The 23965-nt window shown below is 72.2% G+C and carries 17 protein-coding genes; 7 read left to right on the plus strand and 10 right to left on the minus strand.

Translation table 11 applies throughout. The features are described from left to right. Nucleotides 1–104 precede the first annotated feature (104 nt). Together AB0399_RS13295 and AB0399_RS13300 are read left to right on the plus strand one after the other, a co-directional pair. Nucleotides 105–1637, plus strand: a complete 1533-nt coding sequence (locus AB0399_RS13295; RefSeq protein ID WP_366411364.1) for an aldehyde dehydrogenase (NADP(+)) — start codon at nucleotides 105–107, stop codon at nucleotides 1635–1637. Continuing rightward, complete coding sequence (locus AB0399_RS13300) at nucleotides 1634–3214, plus strand: carboxylesterase family protein (RefSeq protein WP_366411348.1); 1581 nt, start codon at nucleotides 1634–1636, stop codon at nucleotides 3212–3214. The genes AB0399_RS13295 and AB0399_RS13300 overlap by 4 nt, the downstream gene beginning before the upstream one ends. A gap of 32 nt (nucleotides 3215–3246) precedes the next feature. On the opposite strand, the gene AB0399_RS13305 is transcribed toward AB0399_RS13300, so the two are convergent. From AB0399_RS13305 to AB0399_RS13320, 4 genes are all read right to left on the minus strand, one after another. Beyond that, nucleotides 3247–4794 carry an MFS transporter gene (locus AB0399_RS13305; RefSeq protein WP_366411349.1) on the minus strand — a complete coding sequence of 516 codons (1548 nt, stop codon included), beginning with the start codon at nucleotides 4792–4794 and terminating at the stop codon, nucleotides 3247–3249. A 412-nt stretch (nucleotides 4795–5206) separates the two neighbouring features. Next, complete coding sequence (locus AB0399_RS13310) at nucleotides 5207–5818, minus strand: HD domain-containing protein (protein WP_366411350.1); 612 nt, start codon at nucleotides 5816–5818, stop codon at nucleotides 5207–5209. A gap of 151 nt (nucleotides 5819–5969) precedes the next feature. Continuing rightward, nucleotides 5970–7463 carry an AlkA N-terminal domain-containing protein gene (locus AB0399_RS13315; RefSeq protein ID WP_366411351.1) on the minus strand — a complete coding sequence of 498 codons (1494 nt, stop codon included), beginning with the start codon at nucleotides 7461–7463 and terminating at the stop codon, nucleotides 5970–5972. 237 nt (nucleotides 7464–7700) lie between these two features. After that, a complete protein-coding gene (locus tag AB0399_RS13320) occupies nucleotides 7701–8522 on the minus strand; it encodes an NAD(P)H-binding protein (protein ID WP_366411352.1) in 822 nt (273 codons plus the stop codon). Nucleotides 8523–8631: 109 nt separating this feature from the next. Between AB0399_RS13320 and AB0399_RS13325 the strand changes: the two genes are divergently transcribed. Continuing rightward, nucleotides 8632–9216: a TetR family transcriptional regulator gene (locus AB0399_RS13325; protein ID WP_366411353.1), complete on the plus strand. Its 585-nt coding sequence runs from the start codon at nucleotides 8632–8634 to the stop codon at nucleotides 9214–9216. 223 nt (nucleotides 9217–9439) lie between these two features. Beyond that, nucleotides 9440–9904 (plus strand): calmodulin-binding protein, encoded by a 465-nt coding sequence (locus AB0399_RS13330; RefSeq protein WP_366411354.1) that lies wholly within the window; start codon nucleotides 9440–9442, stop codon nucleotides 9902–9904. 221 nt (nucleotides 9905–10125) lie between these two features. On the opposite strand, the gene AB0399_RS13335 is transcribed toward AB0399_RS13330, so the two are convergent. The 6 genes from AB0399_RS13335 to AB0399_RS13360 form a co-directional block, all read right to left on the minus strand. Further along, entirely contained in the window at nucleotides 10126–11466 is a 1341-nt protein-coding gene (locus tag AB0399_RS13335; protein ID WP_366411355.1) for a glutamine synthetase family protein, read from the minus strand. A 94-nt stretch (nucleotides 11467–11560) separates the two neighbouring features. Beyond that, the gene (locus tag AB0399_RS13340; protein WP_366411356.1) at nucleotides 11561–12595 is read right to left on the minus strand and encodes a beta-ketoacyl-ACP synthase 3; all 1035 of its coding nucleotides are present in this window, start codon (nucleotides 12593–12595) and stop codon (nucleotides 11561–11563) included. A gap of 98 nt (nucleotides 12596–12693) precedes the next feature. Next, nucleotides 12694–13527: an ABC transporter ATP-binding protein gene (locus AB0399_RS13345; protein WP_366411357.1), complete on the minus strand. Its 834-nt coding sequence runs from the start codon at nucleotides 13525–13527 to the stop codon at nucleotides 12694–12696. Then, entirely contained in the window at nucleotides 13524–15389 is a 1866-nt protein-coding gene (locus tag AB0399_RS13350) for a dipeptide/oligopeptide/nickel ABC transporter permease/ATP-binding protein (RefSeq protein ID WP_366411358.1), read from the minus strand. The genes AB0399_RS13345 and AB0399_RS13350 overlap by 4 nt, the downstream gene beginning before the upstream one ends. A gap of 2 nt (nucleotides 15390–15391) precedes the next feature. Further along, the gene (locus tag AB0399_RS13355; RefSeq protein WP_329372857.1) at nucleotides 15392–16360 is read right to left on the minus strand and encodes an ABC transporter permease; all 969 of its coding nucleotides are present in this window, start codon (nucleotides 16358–16360) and stop codon (nucleotides 15392–15394) included. 12 nt (nucleotides 16361–16372) lie between these two features. Next, nucleotides 16373–17956: an ABC transporter substrate-binding protein gene (locus AB0399_RS13360; protein ID WP_366411359.1), complete on the minus strand. Its 1584-nt coding sequence runs from the start codon at nucleotides 17954–17956 to the stop codon at nucleotides 16373–16375. A 517-nt stretch (nucleotides 17957–18473) separates the two neighbouring features. On the opposite strand from AB0399_RS13360, the gene AB0399_RS13365 reads away from it, so the two are divergent. The 3 genes from AB0399_RS13365 to AB0399_RS13375 all read left to right on the plus strand — a co-directional run. Then, complete coding sequence (locus AB0399_RS13365) at nucleotides 18474–18812, plus strand: DUF5132 domain-containing protein (RefSeq protein WP_329372860.1); 339 nt, start codon at nucleotides 18474–18476, stop codon at nucleotides 18810–18812. A gap of 227 nt (nucleotides 18813–19039) precedes the next feature. Then, nucleotides 19040–21298: an ATP-binding cassette domain-containing protein gene (locus AB0399_RS13370; RefSeq protein WP_366411360.1), complete on the plus strand. Its 2259-nt coding sequence runs from the start codon at nucleotides 19040–19042 to the stop codon at nucleotides 21296–21298. A gap of 103 nt (nucleotides 21299–21401) precedes the next feature. Then, nucleotides 21402–23965 (plus strand): amino acid adenylation domain-containing protein (locus AB0399_RS13375; RefSeq protein ID WP_366411361.1); only part of this gene is annotated, 2564 nt, incomplete at its 3' end.

Below are 23965 nucleotides of genomic sequence, written 5' to 3' on the forward strand. Positions count from 1 at the left end.
GCACCCCCGGCCACGGCCACTGCGGGGCCGGGGACCCGGTGTCGCTGCCCGGCACCGCCGCGCACGCCCGACGACCCGAGACGGTGAGTGACACGGTGACGGAAGTGCTGAGCATCGACCCGCGTACGGGGGAGTCCCGGGGGCCGGTCGCGGTGGAGGCCACCGCGGCGGACGTGGACAGCGCTGTGCGTGCCGCTCATGCGGCCCGAAAGGCGCTGGCCGACCACCGGACCCGGGCCCGACTCCTTCGAACCGCGGCGGAGTTGCTGGAGAAGGACGGCGAGGCGATCACCGCGGCCGCCGAAGCCGAGACGGCGCTCGGCCGGGTCCGGATCACCGGCGAACTCGCCCGCACCTGCCACCAGTTGCGGGCCTTCGCCGAAGCCGTCGAGGACGGCGGCCACCTGGACGTGATCATCGACCACGCGGACCCCGAGGCGCGGCCCGCGCCCCGCCCGGACCTGCGCCGCTGCAAGGTGCCGCTCGGAGTGGTCGCGGTCTTCGCCGCGAGCAACTTCCCCCTGGCGTTCAGCGTTCCCGGCGGCGACACCGCGAGCGCGCTGGCCGCCGGCTGCCCCGTCGTCGTCAAGGCGCACCCCGACCACCCGCGGACCAGTGTCCTGTGCGCGCGGGCCCTGCGGGCAGCGGCGGCCGAAGTGGGGCTGCCGGAGGACGTGGTGTCCGTCGTCCACGGATTCGAGGCAGGCCCCGCCCTCGTCCGCCACCCGCTCACCGCGGCTGTCGGATTCACCGGCTCGGTGCGTGGCGGCCGGGCCCTGTTCGACATCGCTTGTGCCCGTCCCCGGCCGATTCCCTTCCACGGTGAACTCGGCAGCCTGAACCCCGTCGTGGTCACCCCGCGGGCCGCACGGACCCGGGCGGAGGAGATCGGCGCCGGGCTGGCCGCCTCGTACACCCAGGGCCTGGGCCAGTTCTGCGTCAAGCCGGGGCTGGTTCTCCTGCCGGCCGGTGCGGACGGCGACGCGGTGGTGCGGGCCGTCGTCTCGGCACGGGTGCCGTCCGGCCCCCTGCTCGACCCGCGTATGCGCGAGGCGTTCCTGGCCGGTGCCCGCGCCCGCGCCGCGCTGCCCGGCGTCGAGGAACTCCTGGCCCCGGGCGAGGAGGGCACGGGGGACGCGCCCCTGTCCGTGCGCCCGGGCGTGCTGTCGGTGCCGGCGGCCCGGTTGACCGAGAGCGCCCCGCACTCCGAGCTTCTCGACGAGTGCTTCGGGCCCGTCACCGTGCTGGTCCGCTACCGCTCCGCCGCTGAACTGGCGGCCGTACTCGGCATGTTGGACGGCAACCTCACCGCGTCGGTACACCTCGCGGCCGACGAGCGCGACGAGGCGGCCACCGACCTGGTGTCACGGCTGACCGAACTGGCCGGGCGCGTCGTCGTCGACGGCTGGCCCACCGGGGTCGCGGTCGCCCCGGCCATGCACCACGGCGGCCCGTACCCGGCCTCGACGAGCAACTCGACGTCGGTTGGTGCCACCGCGACGGAACGCTGGCTTCGTCCGGTCTGCTTCCAGAACACGCCGGACGAACTGCTGCCCCCGGAGCTGCGCGATGGCAACCCGCTGGGCGTGGCGCGCAGAGTGAACGGCGCGAACGTGGCCTCCCCGGCGGTGAGTTGAACCTCCTGGTCCCACCCGAAGCACGTCAACGACGCTCCCGCGGCAGGCACGCCCAAGGCGAGCGCTCCTGCGATCGGGCCGCAGCCCGCCAACCGTCCGTACGGGAAGCCACCCGGCCCGGCGACAGGTGCCCGCAGACGGACGGCAGGCCCGGGCAGCCCGCCTCCACGGACGAGGATTGCCTGTTCGCCAACGTCACGACACCGCGCGAGGTGGCGCCGGGTGCCAGACCGCCCGTCATGGTGTGGTGGCACGGCGGCGGCTACACACACGGCGCCGGCAGCGACTACAACGCCGACCGGCTGGCGGCCCAGCGCAACGTCATCGTGGTGACCCTCAACTACCGGCTGGGCGTCTTCGGCTACTTCGGCCTGCCCGGCCTGCCCGGATCGGGGAACTTCGGACTGGAAGACCAGATCGCCGGCACCCAGTGGGCCAAGGACAACGCAGAGGCGTTCGGCGGCGACCCGGACAACGTCACCGTCTTCGGCGAGTCGTCGGGCGGCATGTCGGCGTGCGCGCTGCTGACCTCCCCACAGGCGCGCGGCCTGGTCGACAAGGTGAGCATCGCGTCCGGGTCCTGCCTCCTCGACTGGCCGACCGGCGTGCTGTACCCGGGCGCACCGCAGCAGACGCCGTACACCTCGGCGCGGCAGGACCGGGAGGACGGCCTCGCGGCGGCTCGGAGCAGCGGGTGCCCGACCGGCGAACTGTCCTGCATGCGGAGAAAACCGGCCGCCGACCTGCTGCCCCTCAACGAGGACTTCACCAACCACCTGGCCTACGGCACCCCCCTGCTCCCGCTGAACCCGGCGACAGCCCTGCGGAAGGGGAAGTTCCTCCACGTGCCGGTGATCTCCGGCGGAAACCGCGACGAGGCACGCGCGTACGTGGGTGGAGCGATGCTGGCCGGAGTGCCGCCGATCACCGCCAAGAGCTACCCGGCCATGCTCCGCACGACCTTCGGGGCCGACGCGGACCGGGTCGCGGCCAGGTATCCGCTGTCCCGGTACGCGTCGCCGCCGCTGGCGTGGTCCACGCTCACCACCGACGCGTCGTGGGCCTGCCAGACGGCGGCCGCCGACCGCTACCTTGCCGCACACACCACGGTGTACCCGTACGAGTTCGCCGATCCCGACGCCCCCCAACGTGAACGGGTTCGACATTCCCGGGCCGCCCATGGGGGCCGCCCGCACCGGCGACCCCAACGACGCCGGAGCGCCGCAATGGGCCGCCGGGACAGTCCGGGGCACCAGTCAGATGCAGTTCGTGCCGGACCGGACCCGGCAGGCGAACGTGGCCGCCCAACACCAGTGCCCGTTCTGGGCGACCGTCCGATGATTCCTCGTCCGCCCGCCGTCGGATCGGCCGCCGTGTTCAGTACCAGGACGGTCGTTGAGCCGGGAGACCCCGGAGGGCAGCCGACGGGGCCGCGACGGCGGTGGGCGGTCCGGGGCAGGTCCACGGGTTCGGGATCTGCGGGTGGCGGTGTCGGGCGACGATGCCGAGCCGGTCAGCCGGTCCGGATCGTACGGGCGGTCAGGCTCGCCCTCCAACTCTGGAGGAGCGATCACTGAGCCGCTCACCTCGCGTGTGGAGTGCGAGGACCTTATGCCTGCACGCCGGAAAGCGGCTGCGTACGGACGGCATCTGACGCTGTGTCCGATGGGGGCTGACGGATCAGTGTGAAGCTGGCGGCGGCGCCGAGGAGGGCCACGCACATACCGACGAGGAAGGCCGCGCGCATGCCAGTGGCGAAGGCATGGTTGGCTGCCGCGTGGAAGGCGCCGCGGACGGGGGTGGGTACGGAGGCCGCCGTGCCGTTGATGTTGCCGGTGGCCACGTCAGTGGCCAGTGCGCTCAGATTCCGGTGCAGGCCGTGGAGTCGACCGGCTCGGGAAGTCAGGTCGTGGGACACGGCCACGACTTGGACGGCGCCAATGCCGCCGAAGCCGGCGGTCATGCCGACGATGCGCATGGTCGAGTTGATGCCGGAGGCCATGCCGGAGCGGGACACGGGCACGATGCTGATGGCCACGTTGCTCATCTCGCCGTTGATCAACCCCGTTCCCAGACCGCTGATCAGCCCACCGGCCGCGTAGCCGGTCCAGCCGCTGTACAACGGGGCGAATGCCAGGAGAGCGGCTCCGATCGCCACCAGGAGTTGACCGATGGCCAGCAGGGCGCGCGAGGAGATGCGGCCGGCCAGGCGCGCGCCGAGGGGGCCCGCACCGAACAGCGGGACGGCGAAGGGCAGCATCGCCATGCCGGCCTGCAAGGGGCTGTAACCAAGAACGCCTTGGAAGTACAGCGGCGTGTACAGGAACAGGCCCCAAAAGGCGATGGACAGCACCAGGGGAGCCAGGCTGGCCCCGAGAAAGGTGCGGTCGGTGAACAGGCGCAGCTCGATCAGCGGGTAGGACCGGCGCAGTTCCACGGGGACGAAGGCGATGGCGAGCACCGCCGCCGCGGCCAGGGTGGAGACGATGGTGGGGCTGGTCCAGCCCATCTGCGGCGCCATGACGAGGGAGTAGACCGCCAGCAGGACCGCTCCGCTGAAGAGCATCAGGCCCTTGAGGTCCAGACGTGTGGCATCGGGGTCCTTGGATTCCCGGGTGCGCAGCAATCCCAGGACGAGCATCGCGATACCGAACGGCACGTTGAGCAGGAATGCCCATCGCCAACCGCCCAGGTCCACCGCGAGCCCGCCGATGAAGGGGCCCAGGGACGCGCCCAGCCCCGAGGCGACACCGAAGACCGCGAAGGCATGGACCCGGCGCGGGCCGGTGAACTCCTGGATGAGAAGGGCGAGCGAGGAGCTGAACATCCCCGCCGCGCCGATGCCTTGGGCGACCCGAGCCACGTTGAGCCAGAGCATGGCCGGGGCCAGGCCGGCGAGCAGAGAGGCGGCGGTGAAAACGGCCAGTCCGGACAGGAAGACCTTCCGCCGACCGAACAGGTCTGCCAGACCACCGCCTGCCATCAACAGGGCGGCGAACGCCATGGTGTAGCCGTTGATCACCCACTGCTGGTCGCTGAAACTGACGGAGAAATCTCGGTGAATGTCGCGCAGGGCCACCGAGGCAACCGTGTAGTCCAGGGGCAGCAGAAAGGTCGTCACACTGCTGACGATGAGTGTGGCGAGCGCATGGTTCATGCGTGGCTTCGGGGGCATGCGGTTCCTGTTTCGGCTTCGGGGCGAATTCGGAGTTGCGGACACAAGCGTCTGGAGACGCGGTCAGCGGAAGACGTTTCCTGCCGTCGTCGAAATTCCTCGGCAGGCGCATTCACGGCTCCACTCCGGATGCACCGGGTGGGGAAACGATTGCTACGTAGATCGTGACAGGGCCCCGGGCCGTTTCTCCAGCAGCTATCGGACCAGCACAGTCGCTCCTCACCCGGAGCGCTTCTGAACTCCGGCCTCGGTCTTTCACGGCGGTCCGTCGGTTCTTCGCGGGCCGTTTCGTGTGTCTGGGCTGGTGGCGGCCAGGACGAGGGGCCCCGCTGTCGCGTCCGGGTGCGCCTGTGCCGGGACTCGAATCACGGGTGGCCGCACGGCTCCCACAGCCTCAGGAGGCGGGCGCGAGCAGGCCCTGCGCGATCGCGGCGGCCTTGACCTCCTGGTACAGGGCGGTGAGGCTCTCGCTCACCTGGAGCCGGGGCAGTTGCAGGCGGTCCAGCGCCCCGGCGTCCACGCCCACATCCTGCCAACCCTGCCCGGTGAGGTAGCGCATCAGCGCGGGATTCAGCCGGTCCACACCCCGCACAAGCCGGGCCTCGGGGGTGACGCCCGCCTCGTGCTCCTGCCAGATCTTGAGGAACTCGTCGCTCAGTTCGTCCGGGAGCGCTCCGTACCTGCGTTGGGCGATCTCCTCCTCGATGAGCGCCTTCTTCTCCCGTAGTCGGGCGTTGTCCTGGGTACGCCAGGCCGAGGGGTCGCCCGCCTCGATCTCCACGAGGTCGTGCATGAGGCACATCTTGAGCATCTTCTCCAGGTCCAGCCGGTGCCCGCACTCGCGCTCGAACTCGCGGTGCAGGACCCAGCAGACCAGCGCCAGGTGCCATGAGTGCTCGGCCACGCTCTCCTTCCGCACCCGCGTGGCGTTGTTGTGCCGCTCGACCTCCCGGAGCCGGGCGGAAAAGGCGATGAAGTCGAAAACCTCGCGAAGCTCGTCACTCATGCTGATTGCCTTCCCTGTTACTGCGCTCTGTTTGTCACGGTGAACTGTTCCCGCTGTCCATCCGGGGCGGTGGGAGATCCGCTGGATCAGGGGCGCCACCGTGAACAGTCTCCTGCTCTCCGCAGTCGGCCGGGCCGGCCTCGGCGGGACGTCACGATGCCAAGATCGCCGGCTGTGGTGCTGTCCGGTGCGAAGGCGCGAAGAGGTGGGTGCCCTCAGGGCAGAGGTTCCACAGCTGCATGAGCGCGTAGGAGCGCCACGGGCGCCAGTGTTCGGCGCGGCGCATCGTCGAGGCAGGGTCGGTCGGCTGCCCCAGACTCCGCAGAGCCCGGCCGGTCCCGGGAGCCTGGGGGAGGAAAACGTCGGGGTCCTTGAGGGCCCGCATGACCAGGTAGGCGGCGCTGTCTCCACCGAGGCCGGCCCGCGTCAGCCGGTACTCCGTCTCCGTGCGATCGCTGCCGTCACTCAATGTCAGCTCATGGTCAGCCACGTCGGTGGCGATGCGGCGCAGCAGGACCGCTGCCTCGTCGTCGAGCAGATCGGTCAGCGATGCCTCGGCCAGCGTCCGGGCCGTCGGGAACAGGTGGGTCACCGTTCCGCTGGGGAACGGCAGCGGGCGGCCGAAGCGACGCGTCAGTGCGGCTGCCACCGTCGAGCCCTGGGGTCCGGGGAGGATGTGCCGAAGGGCGGTGGTCAGCAGCAGTTCCTCGGGGTCGGCGGCCCCGGGCACGCGCAGGCCGGGGTGGGCGGCGACCAAAGGAGCCATCAGGGGCTCCCCGGCGAGGAGTTCCGCGACGGCCAGCGGGTCGGCGTCCAGGTCCAACAGGCAGCGGCAGCGGTGGATGGCGGTGGCCAGGTCCCGTATGTCTTCCAAGCGGAACTGCGCTTCGACGTAGCCGGGGCGCGGGGTGAGGGCAACGACGCCGGCACCATACGGCAGCCGCAGCCCCCTGCGGTAAGTGCCGTTGACGATGTCCTCGATGCCAGGGATCGCGTGGGCGGCGAAGAAGCGCAGCAGCGCCGGTCCGTCGAAGGGTTCCCGGACCGGCAGACGTACGACGACGGTCCCGGCGGCCTGGCCGGTGGGTGAGGAGGCCGCGCCCCGCAGGGCGGTGGGGGTGCGGTCGAAGACGGCGGCGATGGTGTCGTTGAACTGGCGGACGCTGGAGAAGCCCGCGGCCATCGCCACGTCGGTGATCCGCAGGCCGGTCCTCTCCAACAGGATGCGGGCGGTCTGGGCTCGCTGGGCACGAGCCAGGGCCTGCGGGCCGACGCCGATCTCGGCCGTGAGCAGGCGGTGGAGATGCCGTGCGGTGTAGCCCAGTTGTGAGGCCAGTCCCGCGACGCCCTCCCGGTCGCAGACCCCGTCCGCGATCAGGCGCATGGCCCGGCCGACGACGTCGGCGCGGAGGTTCCACTCCGGCGAGCCAGGGCTGGCGTCGGGATTGCACCGCTTGCAGGCACGGTAGCCGGCCTCCTGGGCAGCCGCCGCGCTCCTGTAGAAGCGGACGTTCTTGCGCATGGGGCAACCCGGGCAGCTCGGGCGGCAGTAGATGCCAGTGGTGATCACGGCCGAGTAGAAAAGGCCGTCGAAACGGGTGTCCCGGCTCAGCGTGGCCCGCCAGCAGCGTTCGAAGTCGAGCATGCCGACATCCTTCCAGCGAGGAGGGCAGGGTGCTGGCAGGTATCGGACATGCACGACCGCCTCACCGCAGCCGGGCTCCGCGGCCGACCGACATCCGTCCGCTGCCGGCCGACTGCGGCCTCACTCCGGAGAGGGGGAGCCGGATGACCGGGTTGCCGCGATGCCGGTGCTCCGGAAGCCCTGCCGCCGACTTCGCGAACCGACCTCGTACGCGTAGCCCGTCCCACGTGTGATCATCTAGCGGAACTCGCCTGCCGCGCCCGCGGCCCAGTCCTCGAAGGCGCGGCCGCGGCGGCCGAGAATGCGCTCCAGATCCGGGGATACAGGGGTCGGGGTCTCCACGCACGACGCGAAGTAGCGAAGCAGGGAGTCGGCGATCTCCTCGGTCATCCAGTCGTTGGAGAGCATCGCGTTGCGCGCTGCCGCGTGTGAGATCTCCTCGTAGCGCAGTGGTCGACCGAGCACCGCACCGAGGATGCGGACCTGTTCCGTGAAGGTCAGCACCTGGGGCCCGGTCAGGACCGGCGCTTCACCGGAGGGAACCGCTCCCGTCAGAGCACGGGCGGCGACGGCGGCTATGTCGTCCTCATGGACCGGTGCGGTGGCGGCCTGTGCATACGGACCCGCGACGGTGTCTCCCGCCCTGACCTGGCCGATCCACTGGCGGGCGTTGGCGGCGAAAGCGTCGGCCCGCAGATGGACGAACTCGGGCGCGACCGCTTCGGCCGCGGCTTCCAGCTCGCGGTGGCGGTTGGCCACGGCGTGCCGGCTGTCGCCGGTGAGGACGGACGAGGAGGACAGCGTGACCACGCGCGTCACCCCCGCTTTTCTCACGGCGTCGAGCAGGGTCTGCTCGCCTTGCCAGAGGGCCGCCGGGTTGAGGAACACCGCGGTGACGTCGTCCAGGTCGGGGCTTGCGCTGTCGCAGGACTCGACGCCGGCTGGAAAGCGGGCGTCGCGAGGAGCCCGGGTGAGAGCGCGGACGGCATGACCGGTGGCGGCGAGCTGTGCCACGAGGGGACGGCCGACGGTGCCGGTGGCTCCGGTGACGAGTATCAAGGTTCTCTCCCGTTCGAAGAAGTGCTGAACCCCAGTTCAACCATCTGGATGAATTCTGTCAACCATCCAGATGGTTGACGTCCTGGCCGGCGCCGATATCCTTGCCCTCATGACCCCGCCCACCCGCCGTCGTGCCGCCGACGCCGCACCCGACGCCTCCCGTCGCCGTCTCCTGGAGGCCGCGAAGGACGTCTTCGCCGAGAAGGGGTACGCGGGAGCCCGGGTGCAGGAGATCGCCGACCGCGCGGGTGTCAACAAGCAGCTGATCACCTACTACTTCGGCGGCAAGAGCGGGATCTACGCGGAGCTGGGCCGCCAGTGGGCGAGGAGCGAGGCGGAGCTGCAGGACCCCGAACTCCCGTATGACGAGCTGGTTCTCGGCTACCTGCGGAACGTCTTCGCGGACCCGCGCGGCGTACGCCTGGAGGCGTGGTCGCAGCTGACGGGCCGCCCGGACGCGGCCGAGTCGGGGGCGGAGGACCTCGCCGACATCGAGCGCCGCCAGGCCGAGGGCGAGTTGACCGACGCGATCAGCCCGGCCATGGTCATGCTGCTGTCCCAGGCTCTCGTCATGGCCCCCCACCTCATGCCGGGCACCGTGCGCCGGATCTTCGGCAGCGACCCGGCGGACCCGGACTTCCAACGGAACTACGCCCGTCAACTGGGCCTCGTCTTGCGCCTGTTGCGCGCCTGATCGCCCGGGCGGCCGCTCCCCGCCACCCACCTCGACCACCGGCTACGCCGCCGACGTCAGCCGCCGTTGACTCCCCACGGGGCCCGCGGCGCCACGCGCGGTGAGGACGAGCGCCCCCGCGACCCAAACGCCGAGATCACTCTGATCACTCCGGGTTACTGGTTGAATGCTCTCGGTAGTCAGTCGTGACGAGCACGACGACCGGGAACGAGGAGAAACCCTCATGCGACATGTGTTCACCAAGGCGGCCGCCGTGGCCGCCGTCGGCGTGCTCGCCTTCACCGTGGCACAGCCCTCTCAGGCCAGCACCCCCCAGCAGGGGCCGGTCCGCGCGGCCGCAGCGGGCCCCGCCTACTTCGAGATGACCGACATCACGCGGGCCACCTTCGTCATCAAGCTGACGAACAGCACGGAAATCGAGCACGCCCGCGAGCTGATCAGCGGCGAGACCACCGACGAGCCCCACGTGATCACGCGGATCATCCCCCGCCCGGCCCCCTACAACCCGCGCTGGAGCTACCAGGCGGACCCCGACCAGACCAGCTTCTTCGACCAGGGCCTCGAGGTCTGCGACGCGACCATCCCCTACGTCGAGGAGTACCTCGACGAGGTCGGCGGCGCCTTCCTGCCCGGTCGCATCTGGTGCGACTGGACGTCTCGCCTGGTCAGGGAAATCCCCGCACCGTAGGTGACCGCCCGCGGGTGCCGACGCCCACCCGTCACGACACCCGCGTCGCCCCGAAGTCTGCTCGGGCGGCGGTTGACCGCCCGCCCGAGCAGTCCCGCCCGCCGGCGGCGGCCGAACGCGTCCGCTACCGCGTCCGCCCCGAGATCGATCCGCCCGCGGGCTACGGCGCCGAGGCCGTGTACCTGGCGCGGCGGTTGGACGGGGCCGGGGGTGACCGCCGGTCAGTAGCGCCAGCGGGTGGCCTCGATGACGTCCTCGTCCGTGCGGGTGGCGAACAGCTCCGCCTCCCCTCGGCGTACGGCGAGTACCGCCTCGTACAGTTCGCGGCCGAGGGCCTTGCGCAGGAGCGCGGACTTCTCGTAGGCGTCGGTCGCCTCGGACAGGGTGGTCGGGAGGCGGTCGGCGGTGCCGAGGGTGGCGGGGTCGCTGCGGGTCTCGGGCGGTAGTTGCAGCCCGGCGTCGAGCCCCGCGAGGCCCGCGGCCAGCACGCCGCCGATCACCAGGTACGGGTTGGCGGCGGCGTCGAAGCACTTGACCTCGGCGTTGGCCTGCTCGGCGGTGGAGCCGGTGATCAGGCGCAGCGCCGCCTCACGGTTCTCCAGCCCCCAGCAGCGGTAGGCCCCGGCGAACCGGGAGGGCACCAGGCGCAGGTAGGAGGCGGCGCTGGGCGCGCCGAGGGCGAGCAGGGCCGGCAGTTCGGACAGCACGCCCGCGAGGAAGTGCTCGGCTTCCGGGTGCAGCCCGTGGCGGCCGGGGCCGCCGTGTGCGAGGTTGCGGCCCTGCCGCCAGAGGCTGAGGTGCACATGGCCGCCGTTGCCGAGCTCGCCCCCGGAGAAGACGGGCGCGTACGAGACCCGCAGGCCGTGCCGGGCGGAGACGGCCCGGATGGTGTGGCGTACCAGCATCGCGGTGTCGGCTGCCTCGACCGGTCCCTCGGCGGCGACGGAGACCTCGAACTGCCCGGCGGCGTACTCGGGGTGGAGCTGGAGCACGGCGAGGCCCTGCCGGGTGAGGGCGTTCAGCACCTCCCGCAGGTAGTCGGAGTGCTCGACGAAGCGGGTCATGCCGTACCCGGGCCCGTGCGCCGCGGGGGTCCCGGCGGCGTCGGCCGCCACCCATTCGACTTCGATCCCGGCCCGCACCGACATCCCGCGCCGTCCGACGGCCTCGGCGGCCCGGCGGGTGAAGCCGCGCTGGCAGCCGGGGTGCGGCGCGCCCCCCTGGGTGTAGCGGTCGGCCGGGGCCCACGCCCAGCCGGGCTGGGCGGCGAGCGGGGTGAGCCGGTCGAGGTCGGGGACGAGCCGCAGGTCACCGGTCGGGCCGGTGCTCGACGGCGTGCGGGTGAAGGAGTCGTCGACCAGGGAGAAGTCGAAGCAGGGCGCGGCGCCGACACCGTACTCGGCGGCGTGTTCGAGCTGGGCGAGCGGGACGGACTTGACCCGGGTGAGCCCGGCGTTGTCGACCCAGCCGAACACCACCCCGTCGATGCCCTCGGCGGCGAGCTGTGGTGCCGCGGTCCGGGCCCGGGCGGCCCGTTCGGCGCGGGAACGCGTGGTGGTCATGCCGCCCATGCTGGTGCGGGCGGTGGCGGGAACGCCCGGGTTCGGCGGGAGTTCATCCGTCCGGGAAGGACCACGACGACGAGTTGACGACGCGTCAGGCATGCCGCATGCAGAGGCTTCCCCACTGGAAGCCCGCGCCGATCCCGGCCAGCACGTAGGCGTCCCCCGGGCGCAGGGCGCCTGCGGTGACGGTGGTGTGCAGCGCGGTGAACAGCCCGGCCGATCCGGTGTTGCCCAGCCGGTCCACGGTGACGGGGGCGCGCTCCGGGGGAACGTCCAGCGCCGCCATGGTCTCGGTGAGGATGTTCAGGTTGGCCTGGTGCAGGAAGAAATGACGGACCTGGTCGATCGGCACGCCGGCGCGGTGGGCGGCGCTGGTGATGCTCTCGGGCAGGCGAGTGGTCGCGGTGTTCCAGACGGCGCGGCCGTCCATGGACAGGTAGTGCTCTCCGGCGGCGACGGTGGCGGCGCCGGCGGGCAGCCGGGAGCCTCCGGCGGGGATCTGGACACCGTAGGACAGCTGGGAGCCGAGGCTGTAGGAGAGCAGGCCCGCTCCGGGGGTCTCGGAGCGGCTGAGGACGACGGCTGCCGCGGCGTCGCCGAAGAAGACGCCGGTGGTGCGGTCGGTGGGGCTGGCGAGCCTGGAGGCGCAGTCGGCCGCGAGGAGGAGGACAGTGGTGATGGAGGGGTTCTGCAGGAGGTGGGCGGCGATCAGCATGGCCTGGATGCCGGAGGCGCAGGCGGCTTGGGTGACGTCCAGGGCCAGGGCGCGGTGCGCGCCGAGGGCGTCCTTGACGATCAGCGCGGTCGACACGATCGGCTGGTCCCAGGTGTAGGTGGCGACGATGACCGCGTCCAGTCGGGTGGGCTCGATGCCGGCGGCGTCGAGGGCCGGGTGGGCGGCGGCGACGCACATGTCGGAGGTCGCCAGATGCGGTGCCAGCCGGCGGCGTTCGCGGATGCCGGTGCGGCTGGTGATCCATTCGTCGCTGGTGTCCAGGGTCCGGGTGAGCTGCTGGTTGGTGACGACCTCCGGGGGCAGGTGCATCCCGGTCCCGGCGATGGAGAACGGTACGGACAGGCCGACACCGGTCTGGTGGAACAGGGTCTGGTCCAGGGCGACGGTCATGCCACGCTCCGTTCCGGCCTGAGCGGTGCACCTCGAAGAACTCCCATGTCCGTTCCTTTCGATAGCGGTTCGTGAATGGCGGGGCGCCGCCGGGCCGATCACCCGGGCTCCGGCGGACACCGCGTCCGGGTGCCCTCCGGTGATGACGTCCTCTGCGCGGGCGGGACCGCGCGCAGGGACGGCACGGAGGCGAGCAGCGTTCGGGTGTAGGGGTGCCGCGGGGCGCGCAGGATCGTCCCGGTGGGGGCGCTCTCGACGATCCGGCCGTGCCGCATGACCGCCACGACGTCGGAGACGTGGCAGACCGCCGGCAGGTTGTGGCCGATGAAGAGCACGGACAGCCCGAGACGTCGCTGGAGGTCGCGGATCGTGTTGAGGACGGCGGCCTGTACCGAGACGTCGAGCGCCGAGGTGATCTCGTCGGCGATCAGCAGGCCGGGCTCGACGGCCAGGGCGCGGGCGAGGGCGACCCGCTGGCGCTGGCCGCCGGACAGTTGCCGGGGCAGGCGGTCGGCGAGCCCGGGGTCCAGGCCGACGAGGCCGAGGAGCTCGGTGACGCGCTCGGCGCGGGCGGCCCGGTCGAGCCGGCGGAAGACGGTGGCGGCTTCGACGAGCGCCTGACGGGCCGTCATCCGGGGGTCGAGCGCGGTGTCCGGGTCCTGGAGGACGACCTGGACGAGGCGGCCGAGCCGGCGCCGGCCGCGGACGGTGCGGGTGCGGACCTCCCGGCCGTCGACCAGGACCCGGCCGCTGTGCACGGGGACGAGGCCGACGATCGCGCGGGCCAGGCTGGATTTCCCCGAGCCGGACTCGCCCACGAGGCCGAGCGTGGTGCCGGACGGGATCTCCAGCGAGACGCCGTCCACGGCGGCGGGGCGGACCCGGGGGCCGGGGTGGCGGACGGTGAGGTCGGTGACCTGAAGGGCGGTCATGACGCGGTCACCTGCTCTGGGATCGCCGCAAGCGGTACAGGATGCCAGCAGGCGACCCGGTGGACGGCGTCCAGGTCCTCCAGCGGTGGAGCCTGCTCCGCGCAGTGGTCCCGGCGGCGCGGGCAGCGGGGTTCGAACGGGCATCCCGGTGCGGGCGCGAGCGGGTCGGGCGGTGCCCCCTCGATCGTCCGCAGCGGCCGGCCGCGGTCGACGGTGAGGTCCGGCACCGAGGCGACCAGCGCCCGCGTGTAGGGGTGCCGGGCACCGTCGGTGAGGCGGTCGGCGGGCAGTTCCTCGACGATGCCGCCCGCGTACATCACCAGGACCCGTTCGCAGAACTCGCCCACGAGCGCGATGTCGTGGCTGACGAACAGGATCGCGGCGGAGGTGTCCCGCCGGATGTCGGTGAGCAGCCGGGTGATCTGCCGCTGCACGGTGACGTCGAGCGCGGTGGTCGGTTCGTCGGCGATGATCAGCCCCGGCCGCACCATCAGCCCGGAGGCGATCATCACGCGCTGGCGTTGGCCGCCGGAGAGCTGGTGAGGACGTGAGCGCAGCAGCGCCGGGGACAGGGCGACCCGGCGCAAAGCGTCGGCGGCCTGCGCGGCGGCCCCCGCGCGGCCGGCACCCCGGTGGGCCCGGGGGGCCTCGGTGAGCTGGGTGGCGATCCGCAGGGACGGGTTGAGCGCGGAGGCCGGGTTCTGGAAGATCATCGCCAGGCCCGTCGCGAGGTGCCGGTCCCGCTCCTTGGGCGTCAGGGCGGCGAGGTCGGCTCCGAGCAGGCGCAGGGTGTGCCGCGACACGCGCGCGCCGTACGGGAGCAGGTCGGCGATGGCCAGTGCGGTGAGCGACTTGCCCGAGCCCGACTCGCCGACGAGCCCGAGGGCCTCGCCGGGCCGCACCGAGAAGCTCACGCCGCGCACCGGCCGGACCGGGCCGTCCGGGGTGGGGAGTTCGATGCTGAGGTCCTCGACCTGGAGTACCAGCCCGTCCTCGGCGGGGCCGCTCGGGGCGGGCGTCGGCGCGGGTGCGCGCGGGGCCGGGGCGCGCCGGGCGACGCTCCCGGCCAGGACCTCGCCGAGCAGTTGGAAGGCCAGGGCCGCGTAGAGGACGGCCAGGCCCGGGGCCAGCGCGGGCAGCGGGTCCGCGTAGATCCGGTCGAGCCCCTGGCTGAGCAGCAGCCCCCAGTCGTAGCCGGGCGGTTGGACGCCCAGGCCCAGGAAGCTCAGCCCGGAGAGTGCGACCAGGGAGGTGCCCGCCGCCGTGGTGGTGCTCAGCAGCAGCGGCTCCGCGATGTTGGGCAGGACGTGCCGCCACAGCAGCCGGTGGCGGCGCAGGCCGAGGACCCGGGCCGCGGCCAGGTGGTCGGTGCCCGCGACGCCGGCGGCGAGGGTCTGGGCGAGCCGGGCGAATCCGGGGACGCCCGCGGCCGCGAGGGCCAGTACCGCCCCGGCGGCGCCCGCGCCGAACACGACCGCGAGGAACATCGCGACGAGGAGCGCCGGGAAGGCGAGCAGGAGGTTGATCAGCCCGGCGGTCAGCCGGCGGCCGCGCCGGCCGAGGACGGCGGTGCAGGCCCCGAGGAGGATTCCCGAGCTCGCGCCGAGCAGGACCGCCGCCAGCGCGAGCAGCAGGGAGGGCCGGGTGGCCGTCAGGACCCGGGCGAGCAGGTCACGGCCGAGACCGTCGGTGCCGAACGGGTGACCCGCGGAGGGTCCCTGGAGTACGGCCGAGGGGTCGGGGCGGTCGGCCGCCGCGCCCCAGACCGGCGGGCCGACCAGTGCGAGCGCGAGGAGTGACGCCATCATGACCGCGGTGGCCCAGGCCATGGGCGAGCGCCGGAATCCGGACGGAAGGCGCATGGTCACATCTCCCGGATCGCCGAACGGGGATCGAGCACGGCGAGCAGCACGTCGACGACGAGGCCGGCGAGCAGCAGGGTGGTGCCGAGCACCAGCACCATCGCCTGGACCACCGGGTAGTCCTGTGCGATCACGGACTGGGCCATGGCGGAGCCGATGCCGGGCCAGGCGAAGACCTTCTCGACCAGCACGGTGCCGGCGATCAGGGCGGGCAGCAGGCTTCCGGCGACGGTGAGCGCGGCGGTGGCCGTGTTCGGTGCCGCGTGCCGGAGGTAGCAGCGTGCGGGAGACAGCCGTTTGCTCCGGGCGGTGCGCAGGTAGTCCTCGTTCAGCACCTTGAGCGCCTCCACCCGGACGATGCGCAGCAGGATGGCGGTGGGGGCGAGGGAGAGCGCGAGGACGGGCAGGACGAAGGACTCGACGCCCGCCGCTCCGGCCACCGGGAACAGTCGGAGGCCGACGGCCAGCAGCGCGGTGAGTCCCGCGGCCAGCACGAAGTCCGGCACCGCGGCCACACCGGCGGTGACCGCGGTGAACGCCAGATCGGTGCGCGGGCGGCGGCCGTCACGGGTGCGGACCGCGGCCAGCAGGCCGCCGGGCAGGGCGACGGCGAGGGTGGCCAGGAAGGCGAGACCGGCGATCTCCAAGGTGGCCGGCAGCCGGGTGCGGACCAGCTCCGCGACCGGGGTTCCGGTGACCAGCGAGGTGCCGAGGTCGCCGTGCAGCAGTCCGCAGAGGTAGTGCCGGTACTGGGACAGGAAGGGTGCGTCGAGCCCGAGGGTGTGCCGGCGGGCGGCCACCAGGTCGGGGGCGGCGTCGACGCCGAGGGCGGCCCGGACCGGATCGCCGGGGACGAGGCGGATCATCGAGAACGACGCGGTGAGCACGACTGCGAGGGAGACGAGCAGCCGGAGCGTACGGCGGCCGAGGAACGCTGCCCAGGGGTGCCGCATCAGCTGGGGTAAGGACATGGTGGGTCCCGGTCACTGGTGGAGGCGGATGCTGGTGGGAATGAGCTGGCCGCCGAAGGAGGTGGCGAAGGTGGTGCGGTAGCCGTACACGCTGCTCCGGCCGTCGGCGATCGGCAGTGCGTCGGCGGAGCGGAAGAGCGCGGCGGCGGCCCGGTTCCAGGTGCCGCAGCCCGTCGTGTCGGTCTCGCGGAGGGCTCGGGCGACCAGGGCGTCGTACTCGGGGTCGGTCACGCCCGCGAAGTTGAGGCCCTGGGCGGTGACGGGGCCGGAGAAGAAGGGGACGAAGCCGACCGGCAGGGCGAAACCCGGGGTGCTGCCGACCACCACGTCGAAGTCGGCGCTGCCGTACATGGCGTTGACGAGGGCGGGCAGGCTCTCGGTGACCTGCTCGACGTCCGCGCCGAGCGCCGTCCACTCCTGGGCCATCAGCTCGGCGACGGACGGCAGGGTGGGGCCGAGGTCGGGGCTGGTGATCAGGCGGAGCCGCAGAGGGCGGCTGTCCTTGGTCAGCGGGCCGTGGCCGGAGCGGGTCCAGCCGGCGGCCCGGAGGGCTTTCGCCGCGTTCCGGGAGGGCAGGTTGGCGTCCGCGACGTCGGCGTGGCAGACCGAGCCCTCGGCGCCGAAGTCGGTCGCGGGTCTGCCGTGGCCGCCGACGGCGACGTTGGCGAGCCCCCGGCGGTCGAGGGCGGCGACCATGGCGCGGCGAAGTGCCCTGTCGGCGAGGGGTCGGCCGGGCCGCTGGTTGAAGAAGGTCAGCCCGACCACGGTCGCGACGTCGGTGCTGGACAGACCGTGGCCGGTGAGCCGGGCGCGGTCCGGCCCGTTCACGTCGGCGATCTCGATGCCCCCGGTGAGCAGGAGGTTCGCGGCGGTGGAGGCCTGGGGCACCACCGAGATGACGATGTGTGCGGGGATGCCGGGCTCAGCGGTGGTCGCCCCGGCCGGCCCCCAGGAGTATCCGTCGCGGACGGTGAACTCGTAGGGCCCGCCCGGGGTGTAGCGGGTCAGCACGTAGGGGCCGGTGCCCTGGGTGGCGCGTGCCAGCGAGGCGGGCCGGTCGAGCCCGGCGGGGCAGACGATCGGCAGCTGTCCGATGGTGCGGGTGAGGAACGGGAAGGGGGCCGCGGCGGTTGTCGACACCGTCCTGGTCCTGTTGTCGGCGCGCGCGGTGAACGGGACGTCCGGGAGGACGGTCCGGGCGCCGGCGAGCTGGTTGGCCGGGTCACCCGCGTAGGTGAGTGCCCGGGCCACCGCCGAGGCGGTGAGGGGAGTGCCGTCGGAGCAGGTGATGCCCGGACGGAGGACGAAGGTGGCCGTGGTGGCGGTGGCCCGCCAGGAGGAGGCCAGACCGGTGACCAGGGTGCCGTCGGGGGCGAGGTCGACCAGTGAGTCATAGGCGTAACGGGCCTGGGAGGCGCCGAAGGAGGAGTACGGGTCGAAACTCGGCGTCTCGCTGGACTCCGCGATCCTGACGGTTCCGTGGTCCACCAGGGGAGTGGTCGTCGAGGAGGCGGCACCGTCGCCGCAGCCACCCAGCGAGACGGCCGAGGCGATGAGGACAGTGGCCAGGACGACCGCCGGGGTGCGTCGGGGCATGGCGTCATGGTGTCACCGGGGCTCGGTCGTGGTGCGTCAACTGCCCTTTGCGCGAGGCGTGTTCGAACGTCCTCAACCCGCCTGCCCGCTGGTCGGGAGCCGCTCGGGGTGACCGGGGCGGGTGGTCCCGATTCACCTTTACGAGGAGCTGCGGGGCCGGCTGTTCCATTGCTGAGCGGGCTGCGTGGTGCGTGCCGGACGGGCGGAATTAATGGAGAAAGGATAATCCGATGATCGCTTTCCTTGGTGTTTTGATGTTCAGCGGTTCAGGTCACGCGGTCAGGGAATGAACACTCGCATGAGTGAACTCGGAGGTAGCCATTTGGTCCAAGCGAGCGCGGCTCGACTACGGTGATCGTGGGATCGGATGGCGCGTTCCGGTGTCCGGGAATCCGACGTGTGGAGCGAATCCCGGATACCGAGCTGGAATGCTTCTCTTCACCCGGCTGCGCACTGCTCCGGAGTTCGCCATGCCCGGGTTCCCTGTCATACGCATACGTGGAGAGGATGGAGCATCATGCCGCCCGTAGTACCGCCCTTCCTGGTAGGTCTCATCGTCGCGCCGCTGGCCAAGCGCCTGCTCAGGCCGCTGGTGAGCGGAGTCGTCAAGACGTCCGTCGGCATCGCGATGGAGGTGAAGAAGGCGGCCCACGAGGTCGGGGAGAACATCAACGACCTCGCCGCCGAGGTGACCGCCGACGTGGTGGCCGCCCAGATTTCCGCCGGTGACACCGGAGCGCGCTCCGGTGTCGCCCAGCCCGTCGCCGCGCGTGTCCCCATGGACGAGCCCGTCGGCCAGGCCGAAGGGGGCTCAAGGGCCCCGAAGCCGCGCGCGAGTGCCGGAAAGGCGCACTGACGGTCCATCGGGACCGCGGCCGCCGCCGGGCGCGCATGTCGATCGATTCGGCGGAACGCATCGGGCGGCGGCCGTCCGCCGGCAGTTCGGCTGCTGAAATCCGCCGTTCAGAATTCCCCACTCCGTCGCCGTATTCCGTCGTGTCCATGACGGTATTCCGCGACCCCGCGAACAGGTGATTCGTACACATGCCATCGTTACTGGGTGCCGCACCCGGATTCCGATCCGTGGAATCGGGCGCGAGTCCGCGCTCGGTCACGCCGGGCCGCCAGCGCTGGGACGTCAAGCTGGTGCGCGGACGGCCCCGGACGGCCCAGATCCTCGCCGCCGCGCTGAGCCGCGTTCCCGGGATCACCGAAGTCCAGGCGAACCCGGTCACCGGCGGCGTCCTCGTCCGGCACGATGCGCGGGTGTGCGCCACGGACGTCGGCCGGATGGTGCGCAGAGCCGTCGCCCTGCTCGCGGCGAAGCCCACCGGAACGGAAGGCGTGACGCCGGACGGGCCCGCCGTCGACCCGGCCCCGCCGGCGGACCGCGGCCCGGTCACGCTCCCGGCGCTCGCCGCCGGCGGCGCGGTCGCGGCCGGGATCACGCTGATCAAGGGATCAGCGCTGAGGAGGCAGTTGGTGGCGGTGGGCGGTGTGGTCGTGGCGACCGCGGTCGTGCTCCGCAAGGACTGGCACAGAACGGTCGACGCGTCCCGCGACGCGGCCGGGCCGGATACCGGACGCCACCCCCTGCTGGAGATCGTCGGACCGCATCGGCGCACCCTCTACCGGGCAGCCGCCCTGTCCATCGCGTGCCAGACCGCGGAGACGGCGCTCGGCACCTTCCTGGGCTGGACCGGCCTGGTCCTCATCAAGGGCGAGGCGGCCCCACTGGTCAGCCTCGGCCTGACCACGGCTTCCGCCCAACTCTGGGGGCTGGCCGGGCTGGTGGCCGCCGCCTGCGCCGCGGTGGCGGGACTGTCGTACGCCTCCAACCTCCAGTGGCGCCGACTCGGCCAGGACATCGAGCACGACTGGCGGAGCCGCACGTACCGACACGTCCAGCACCTCGAACTGAGGCACCTGGAGGGAGAGCGGACCAGCCGGGTGGCCGGCACGCTCACCAACGACGTCGGGCAGTTGGGCGCCTTCTTCGCCGGACCGGCCAACGACGTCCTGCAACTCGGCACCAGCCTGGCCCTCCTGGTGCCCGCGTTCCTCCTGCTGGCGCCGCAGATCGCCTGGGTCGCGTTCCTGCCGATCCCGGTCATCGCCTGGCTGTCGCTGCGCCACCAGGACCGGGCCGCGGCCGGATACGCCGTCACCGGCGAGCGCCGGGCCAGGCTGGGCAGCCAGGTGATCAACTCGCTCGAAGCCGGTGCGACCGTCAAGAGCTTCTGCACCGAGGACCACGAGGCCGAACACATCGACACGTTGAGCGAAGCGGCCCAGGAGAGCAGCCGGCAGAGCGACCGCGGCACGATCCGCCACGCCGAGACCGTCCGGGCCTGCACCACCGCGTCGATGGCCGCGACCCTGCTGATCGGTGGCCGTTCGGTACTCAACGGCACCCTGCGCTTCGAGGTGTTCAGCCCGCTGATCGGGCTGCCCCAGATGCTGTTGATGCGGATGAGCCGGCTCGGCGGCATCGCCGACCAGTACCAGCGCACCCTCGCCTCCTACGAGCGGGTCCAGCGGCTGCGCGCCCTGCCCGCCGAGGCCGACGACGGCGACGGGACGCTCGACCTCGCCGAGGTGCGGGGCGAACTCGTCCTCGACGGGGTCACCTTCGCCTACCCCGGCCGGCCGGCGGCGCTTGAGGACCTCTCGCTGACCATCCCGGCCGGGCAGGTGACCGCCCTGGTCGGCGCCACCGGCTCCGGCAAGACGACGATCGCCAAGCTGCTGATGCGCTTCCAGGACGTGGAGTCCGGCCGGGTGCTGCTCGACGGACAGGACGTCCGGGACCTGCGCCGTCACGTCCTGCGCCAGACCATCGGCTTCGTCGCCCAGGACCCCTTCCTCTTCGACGGCAGCATCGCCGACAACATCCGCTACGGCACCTTCGGAGCCTCGGACGAGGCAGTGCTCCAGGCCGCCGCCATGGCCGAGGCGCACCCCTTCATCGCGATGTTGCCGGACGGCTACGACACGCTGATCGGCGAACGCGGCGCCGCGCTCTCCGGCGGCCAGCGGCAGCGGATCGCCCTGGCGCGCACGATGCTCAAGAACTCGCCGGTCGTCATCCTCGACGAGGCCACCTCCGCCGTGGACAACGAGACCGAGGCCGCCATCCAGCGCACGCTGCGCAGCTTCGCGGCCGACCGGACGATGATCGTCATCGCCCACCGCCTCTCCACGGTCCGCCACGCCGACCGGATCTACGTCATGGACAAGGGCGGCATCGTCGCCGAACAGGGCACCCACGACGAACTCCTCGCCCAGCACGGACACTACGCATCCCTCTGGCAGATCCAGGCCGGCGAACTCGCCGCCTGACCGCAGAAAGCCGCCCCGCCCGCCGATCGCGTGATGCCACCGCGACCGGCGCGGCACGGCGCGCCCTGCGCGCATGCCCGCCCACACTTCTGGAGGTACCCCCATGTCCCGTCGCGACCAAGACGCCCTTCCCCTGACCGCGGCGCAGCGGGAGATCTGGCTCGCCGAACAGAGCTCCCGGACGCCGATCCCGGGCTACCGCGTCGGCGAGTGCCTGGAGATCCACGGGCCGGTCGATCCGCAGCTGTTCGACGCCGCGCTGCGCCGGGTGGTCGACGAGGTCGACGCCCTGCACGTGACCTTCGTCGACGACGGTGACGGCCCGCACCAGATCCCGCGCGCCACCTGGGACTGGACGCCCACCCACCTCGACCTCGGTGCGGAGCCGGACCCGCGGGCGGCGGCCATGGAATGGATGGAGCGCGACCTGGCCCGTCCGTTGGACCTCGCCGCCGATCCGCTGTTCGGCCACGCACTGATCCGGCTGTCGCCCACCGAGTTCCTCTGGTACCTGAACTACCACCACCTGGTGCTGGACGCGATCAGCAGCTCCATGGTCCGGCAGCGGGTCGGCGAGGTCTACTCGGCACTCGCCGAGGGCGCCGCCGTGCCGCCCTGCCCGTTCGGCTCGCTGCGGGACCTGGTGGAAAGCGACACCGCCTACCGCTCGTCCGCCGACTTCACCGCCGACCGCTCCTACTGGACCGGGCGGTTCGCCGATCTGCCCGCCCCTACCCGGCTCACCGACACCACCGCGACGGACCCGCACCAGGCCCTGCGCCTGGCCGGAGAGCGGGAACTGCGCCGCCCCGAGGCGCTGCGGGCGGCGGCGGCCCGGGCCGGTGTCCGCTGGTCCCGGGTGGTGGTCGCGGCGACCGCGCTCTACGCCCACCGTCTCAGCGGCGCACAGGACGTCGTGCTCGCCCTTCCCGTCACCGCCCGTCGGGGCTCCGACCGCGACCTGTTGTCAGTACCCGGCACCATGTCCAACGTGGTCCCCCTGCGGCTGACCGTGCGACCGGACATGCCGTGGGGCGAACTCGTCGCCCAGGCGGCACGGGAGGTCGACTCGGCCGTCGCGCACGAGCGCTACCGCAGCGAGGACCTGCTGCGCGACCTCGGCGCGCCCGGCAGCATCGGCACGGCGTTCCCGCTGATCGTCAACATCATGGCCTTCAACGCCAGGCCGAGCTTTGCCGGGCACCCCGCGTCAGTTCACCACTTCGTGTCGGGATCGACCACCGACCTGGCCGTCTGGGTCTTCGACTACCGCGACGGCAATCCTCCGCTGCTCAGGCTGCACGGCGCGCCGCAGGCGTACGGCGACGACGACCTCGCCGCGCACCAGCAGCGGCTGCTCGCCCTGCTCGACGCCGTCGCGGACTGCGACCCGGACGAGGCGGTCGGCAGGATCGATCTGCTCACCGCGCGGGAGCACGGTGCGCTGGCGGCCCTCGGCACCGGGCCGGTGGCGCGGGTTCCGGCTGTGAGCCTGCCGGAGTTGTTCCGGGAGCGTGTCGCGGCGGCTTCGGACCAGGTCGCGTTGGTGTGTGGTGATGTGTCGTTGACGTATGCGGAGTTGGATGCGCGGGCGAACCGGTTGGCGCATGCGTTGATGGCGCGGGGTGCGGGGCCGGAGCGGTTGGTGGCGGTGGTGTTGCCGAGGTCGGCGGAGTTGGTGGTGGCGATCTTGGCGGTGGTGAAGTCGGGTGCGGCGTATGTGCCGGTGGACCCGGAGTATCCGGCGGCTCGGGTGGCGTATCTGCTGGAGGATGCGCGGCCGGTGGTGGTGGTGACCGACGCGGGTACCGGGGGGCGGTTGCCGGAGGGCGGTGCCGACTGGTTGGTGCTTGACGATCCTGCGACGGCTTCCCTGGTGGCGGGTTGTCCGGCGGTCGATCCGGGGGTGGCTGTCGATCCTCGCCACCCGGTGTACGTGATCCACACCTCCGGTTCCACGGGCAGGCCCAAGGGCGTGGTGGTCACCCACGGCGGCCTGCTCAACCTGCTCACCGACCACCGGCTGCTGCGGTTCGCGCCGCTGCTGGAGGACCGGCAGCGGCTGCGGGTGGCCCTGACCACCTCGGTGTCGTTCGACGCCTCCTGGAACCAACTCTCGGCCCTCTTCGCGGGTCACGAGCTGCACGTCCTGGACCACGCGACCCGGACCGACCCGGAAGCCCTGGTCGACTACACGGCGAGCCGAGGGCTGGACTATGTGGAGGCCACTCCCTCCTATCTTCAAGTCCTCCTCGCCCATGGACTGCTGGACGATCCGCTGCGTCGTCCGGCACTCGTCGCGGCGGGTGGGGAGGCCGTTCCGGAGCAGGTGTGGGAGCGGTTGCGGGCCGCCGGTGGGGGCTCCTGCCTCAACTTCTACGGACCGTCCGAATGCACCGTCAACTCGGTGGTCGCGGACGTGGCCGCGAGTCCGCGTCCGGTGATCGGCCGGCCCGTCACCAACGCCCGGTTGTACGTGCTCGATGCCGCGTTGCGGTTGGTGCCGGCGGGTGTGGCGGGTGAGTTGTACATCTCGGGTGCGGGGTTGGCGCGGGGGTATCTGGACCGGCCGGGTCTGACCGCGGGGCGGTTCGTGGCGGACCCGTTCGGTCCGGACGGGTCGCGGATGTACCGCACGGGTGACCTGGTGCGGTGGAACGCGGAGGG

It is taken from the genome of Streptomyces sp. NPDC088194 (genome assembly GCF_040702025.1).
Classification (GTDB): Bacteria; Actinomycetota; Actinomycetes; order Streptomycetales; family Streptomycetaceae; genus Actinacidiphila.

Coding starts and splice junctions, on each gene's coding strand:
- AB0399_RS13305 (WP_366411349.1), bottom strand. CDS start 4,794: ATGAACCATGCGCTCGCCACACTCATCGTCAGCAGTGTGACGACCTTT.
- AB0399_RS13310 (WP_366411350.1), bottom strand. CDS start 5,818: ATGAGTGACGAGCTTCGCGAGGTTTTCGACTTCATCGCCTTTTCCGCC.
- AB0399_RS13315 (WP_366411351.1), bottom strand. CDS start 7,463: ATGCTCGACTTCGAACGCTGCTGGCGGGCCACGCTGAGCCGGGACACC.
- AB0399_RS13325 (WP_366411353.1), top strand. CDS start 8,632: ATGACCCCGCCCACCCGCCGTCGTGCCGCCGACGCCGCACCCGACGCC.
- AB0399_RS13330 (WP_366411354.1), top strand. CDS start 9,440: ATGCGACATGTGTTCACCAAGGCGGCCGCCGTGGCCGCCGTCGGCGTG.
- AB0399_RS13335 (WP_366411355.1), bottom strand. CDS start 11,466: ATGACCACCACGCGTTCCCGCGCCGAACGGGCCGCCCGGGCCCGGACC.
- AB0399_RS13340 (WP_366411356.1), bottom strand. CDS start 12,595: ATGACCGTCGCCCTGGACCAGACCCTGTTCCACCAGACCGGTGTCGGC.
- AB0399_RS13345 (WP_366411357.1), bottom strand. CDS start 13,527: ATGACCGCCCTTCAGGTCACCGACCTCACCGTCCGCCACCCCGGCCCC.
- AB0399_RS13350 (WP_366411358.1), bottom strand. CDS start 15,389: ATGCGCCTTCCGTCCGGATTCCGGCGCTCGCCCATGGCCTGGGCCACC.
- AB0399_RS13355 (WP_329372857.1), bottom strand. CDS start 16,360: ATGTCCTTACCCCAGCTGATGCGGCACCCCTGGGCAGCGTTCCTCGGC.
- AB0399_RS13360 (WP_366411359.1), bottom strand. CDS start 17,956: ATGCCCCGACGCACCCCGGCGGTCGTCCTGGCCACTGTCCTCATCGCC.
- AB0399_RS13365 (WP_329372860.1), top strand. CDS start 18,474: ATGCCGCCCGTAGTACCGCCCTTCCTGGTAGGTCTCATCGTCGCGCCG.